Consider the following 4,201-nt stretch of genomic DNA (forward strand, 5'->3'; position numbering starts at 1 on the left):
TGCACCGTTGAACTCACACTAGAAGGATACAGTAAAAGAGAGGTCGTTATCCTCGAATAACGGAGCACAGTCATGGAAATTGCGATATCCATACCCCTTGTACCTCTCGACTGACTCCCCACTATATATGACACCACCGTTTTCCGCGATATCATTAGGATACTTGGAAATGAACTTCTTCAGGTTCAGCGTGTGCTTGCTATCCATAGTCCTGCCGCTCTTAATCTCGTAAGGAATGAGCTTCCTCTGTTGCCCGACCAAGAGGTCCACTTCCAGTCCGTTGCTGTTCCTGAAAAAGTACAGCTGGTTGCTCTTACCTGCGTTGTAGCGCGCTTTCACCGCCTCCATAACAATCATATTCTCAAAAAGATTGCCCATAAGAGGATCCCTATTCATCTGGGCAGGAGTGCTGATGCCTAGAAGATGCGCAGCAAACCCGACATCACAGAAATAGATCTTTGGGGTCTTGACAATTTGGCTAGTGCGGGATGTGAACCAGGGCTTGAGGATATACACCAGATGCGATGCCTCAAGTATGGAAAGCCAGGAACCTATGGTCGTGCTACTGACTCCAACTTCGCCACTCAAGGCCGAGTTGTTGACTAACTGGCCACACCTCCCCGCAAGAAGTGTAAGAAAAGCTAGGAACTGCGAGAGGTCATGGACAGCTCCCACCGATGCGACATCCCTTTCCACGTAGTTGGTAAGGTAGCTCCTGTAGTAGTCGGATGGGGTCCTCCCAGGAGCTTGGAAGAGATAGGGCATAAATCCAGAGACCAGTTGCTGATCGCGGTCCATGACAATACCTGCATTTGCCAACTCATCCAGCGACAAAGGTAGCAGGTTGACTACAGCAGTGCGTCCGGCAAGGGATTGCGACACCGTATTCTGCAAACGTATCTGCTGACTTCCCGTGATGATATACTGTCCCATCTTCTTTTGTTTATCTATCCTGACCTGTACAAGGCTTAGTAACGATGGGACCCTTTGGATCTCATCGATTATGACAGGTTCCGGATACTGAATGAAAAATTCGTACGGATCTTCCTCAGCAAGTTTGCGAGTCTGCAAGTCCTCGAGGTTCGCGTGTGAGAAACCGGGGTACAGGGTAAGCGCCAACGTGGTCTTGCCACATTGACGGGGACCGAATATGGTCACAGCGGGATACTCGCCCATTAAACGCCTTATCACTGGTTCAATTTTCCGTGCAATCATAGGAAGATTGTATCCTATAATTACGGAGATTACAAGTATTGGTTGCAATCTCCGTATATTAGTAAAAAGAATAATAAAAAGCCATTCTCTTTTTCCTAGAGGATGGCTTTCATATGAACGGAAAATAAGAGATTTGCTAATGGGCGCGATTGGGTTTGAACCAACGACTACCTTTTGTTGGCAAACCAACCTCCGCTATGTAGCACAATCTGTTTTTCATACACAACAATCAATATATAATCACTTTTCATAAATCATATGTACAATTCACGAATTACCCATTATTATATTAATAATTCAGGAGAATATAGCATGGATAATAATTTTTCAGGACCTGTAACCGTTTTTCATGGATTCTTACTGCCTGAGGAGGCAATCCCTGTTGGGTATGTGGCTCTTATTGATGCATATCAACTTCCTGCACCCTTTCCCCGACTGAAAATGGCAATTGGATCGAAACATCGTATTCTAAAAAGTACAGAGTGGCACTTGCTGACGCCTAGACATCGACCGGAAGCAACACTCATGGGCCATCTTGAATTCGCTTTAAAATATGAAGGAATAGATCTATGCATATTGAAAAAATTGTTTGAGGTAATCGATAGACGAACGATTGAAACCATCATTCTGGATACGATTACCGGTTCATACAGCAGACGGATTTGGTTTCTCTATGAATGGCTCATGGGTACATTCCTTGATATCCCAGATATCAAGAAAGGTAATTATGTATTGGTTGTCAATCCCAAACAGCAAGTTACCATAGAAGGAGAAAGATCCAAGAGACATCGTGTTGTGAACAATCTTCTAGGGACTCCTGATTTTTGTCCGATGATCAGGAAAACTGAAGAACTTGAAGAAGTTCTCATGATTGACCTTAAAGGAAAAGCTCTCCAAGTTATTTCAGATATCCCAAAGGATGTCGTAGCGCGTGCTGCAGCATTCTTGCTACTTAAAGATTCCAAAGCAAGTTTTTCCATTGAAAATGAGTCGCCTTCGCATGATAGGATCCAGCGATTGGGCAATGCGTTGAGAGAAGCAGGGAAATCACCTTTGAGTAAAGAGGAACTGATACGTCTCCAACATATTGTGATAGGCTCTAGAGGTTTTGTGAAGATAGGGTTCAGAGACGATGGTGGTTTCATTGGCGAATATGATAGAGAAACAGGAACACCCATAGTTGAACATATAAGTGCAAGATATGAAGATATAGACTCTTTAATTTCAGGCCTTATTGCATATAACAATAGAGTTTTCCATCAAATTGATCCAATTGTTGCCGCAGCTGCGATTGCTTTCGGGTTTGTGATTATCCATCCATTCTCTGATGGAAATGGAAGGATTCATCGATATCTCATTCATCATATTCTTGCAAAGTATGGGTACAATCCCCCAGGAATGATATTTCCTATTTCAAGTGCAATGCTACTTCGAATAGAGGAATATGCTTCCGTCCTGAAAAATTACTCACAAAGCATTCTCCCGTTCATACGGTGGGAACCTACAGAAGATCACAATGTACGTGTCCTGAATTCGACAATAGACTACTACCGATATTTTGATGCAACCCCCTATGCGGAGTTTCTATATCATTGTGTGCAGCAAACGATTGAACAAGATCTCCCGAAAGAGACACAATTCCTAATGAATTATGATCGGTTCAGAGAAACGGTACAGGATTCTGTTGAAATGCCTGATTCTATGGTCTTTCTCTTATATAGTTTCATTTCACAGAATGAGGGAAAGCTATCAAAACGGGCACGTGAAAAGGAATTCCTACAGTTAACTACCGAAGAAATTGAACACTTTGAAGCTGTATATAATAGGCTGTTTATTGCCGATACCGTAGAGTAGTTTTCGCATAGTAGAGAGAAAACAAACAACAAGAACTGGACATCAAGTAGAGAAAACATGAGGGTATTCATATTTATCTGATCTACTCTTCTACCTTCACACTCTAGCACTTGAATACTCATACCATCACCTAGATACAGCAAAAAACCAGTCCGAAGACTGGTCCTTTATGGGCGCGATTGGGTTTGAACCAACGACTTCTACCGTGTGAAGGTGCATATTTGAATAAATAGGTATGTCAGAAATCTGGCTACGTACAGCTTTATTTTACTCTAGAGTACTACTATCCAATGATTTAGTAAACACATAATTTCTTAAACTTTCTCTTTGCTGCTCTAAGGTACTCCTCATAAAGGGGTATGTTGCATACCCTTTTGCATACCCCTTTATATGTTTGCATCAATCTTAATAAGACTCATTATACAAAACTGTGTAGTAATTCGGCTCCAAAGATTTTTTTCCTTTTGTTAAATCAAACCATTCAAGCTCTGTACCAGCATAGTGGATCACAATATCAGAAGGGCCATATAGTGCCCAAGGGCCAATCCTTTCAAGAGATTGAGGCAGATAAATATCTTTCAAATTCTTACAATAGTAAAAAGCTGATTCATCGATTAACTTGACACCTTCTGGTACAAATACTGTTTGAATTTTTGAATCCTCTGCAAAAGCAAACATACCAATCCTAGTAATAATCTCATCATCAATACTATCGGGTATGACTATCTTTTTTTCATTATTTTGAAGGGATTGATTAAGGCCAATTAAAGTACCTTCACCGTCTGATAAAAATTTCGGCTCAATCATAAATCCTGTGGGATTTTCTCAGCCACAGGGTTCCTGACATAGCCTTTCCTGCTTGCATCAAAGAGCTTGAGGAAGAAATAATCGTCATCAGGGTAGCCGTACCCTTGCCTTCTCAAGGTCTTGATTTTGTGATTGATCCCCTCGATCTTCCCTGCTGAGATGTCATAGGTCGCATGGGCGATGATACCCTCGAAGTGGTTGTCCAGCAGTCTGCTGAACCAGAGCAGGTGCTTGTTGCCTGTAGCCATGCACATGTCCATGATCTCAGTGATTGCGTCTGCCATGGATGGCTCATCAGTCATCTTGTAGGCTTCACAGAGCTTTT

At 42.2% G+C, this 4,201-nt stretch carries 4 protein-coding genes; 1 reads left to right on the forward strand and 3 read right to left on the reverse strand.

Annotated features, from left to right (window positions below):
• Window positions 1-18: 18 nt before the first annotated feature.
• Entirely contained in the window at window positions 19-1,215 is a 1,197-nt protein-coding gene (locus tag AB7S66_RS11635; protein WP_428520187.1) for an ATP-binding protein, read from the reverse strand.
• Between the two features lie 312 nt (window positions 1,216-1,527).
• Between AB7S66_RS11635 and AB7S66_RS11640 the strand changes: the two genes are divergently transcribed.
• Window positions 1,528-3,069, forward strand: coding sequence for a Fic family protein (locus AB7S66_RS11640; RefSeq protein WP_428520189.1), 1,542 nt, complete (start codon window positions 1,528-1,530; stop codon window positions 3,067-3,069).
• Window positions 3,070-3,474: 405 nt separating this feature from the next.
• On the opposite strand, the gene AB7S66_RS11645 is transcribed toward AB7S66_RS11640, so the two are convergent.
• Window positions 3,475-3,876, reverse strand: coding sequence for a leucine-rich repeat domain-containing protein (locus AB7S66_RS11645; RefSeq protein WP_428520191.1), 402 nt, complete (start codon window positions 3,874-3,876; stop codon window positions 3,475-3,477).
• Window positions 3,873-4,201 (reverse strand): transposase (locus tag AB7S66_RS11650; RefSeq protein WP_428520193.1); only part of this gene is annotated, 329 nt, incomplete at its 5' end. The genes AB7S66_RS11650 and AB7S66_RS11645, both read right to left, overlap by 4 nt.

This window comes from Sphaerochaeta sp. (assembly GCF_050178175.1).
Taxonomy (GTDB): Bacteria; Spirochaetota; Spirochaetia; order Sphaerochaetales; family Sphaerochaetaceae; genus Sphaerochaeta.

Coding starts and splice junctions, on each gene's coding strand:
- AB7S66_RS11645 (WP_428520191.1), bottom strand. CDS start 3,876: ATGATTGAGCCGAAATTTTTATCAGACGGTGAAGGTACTTTAATTGGC.
- AB7S66_RS11640 (WP_428520189.1), top strand. CDS start 1,528: ATGGATAATAATTTTTCAGGACCTGTAACCGTTTTTCATGGATTCTTA.
- AB7S66_RS11635 (WP_428520187.1), bottom strand. CDS start 1,215: ATGATTGCACGGAAAATTGAACCAGTGATAAGGCGTTTAATGGGCGAG.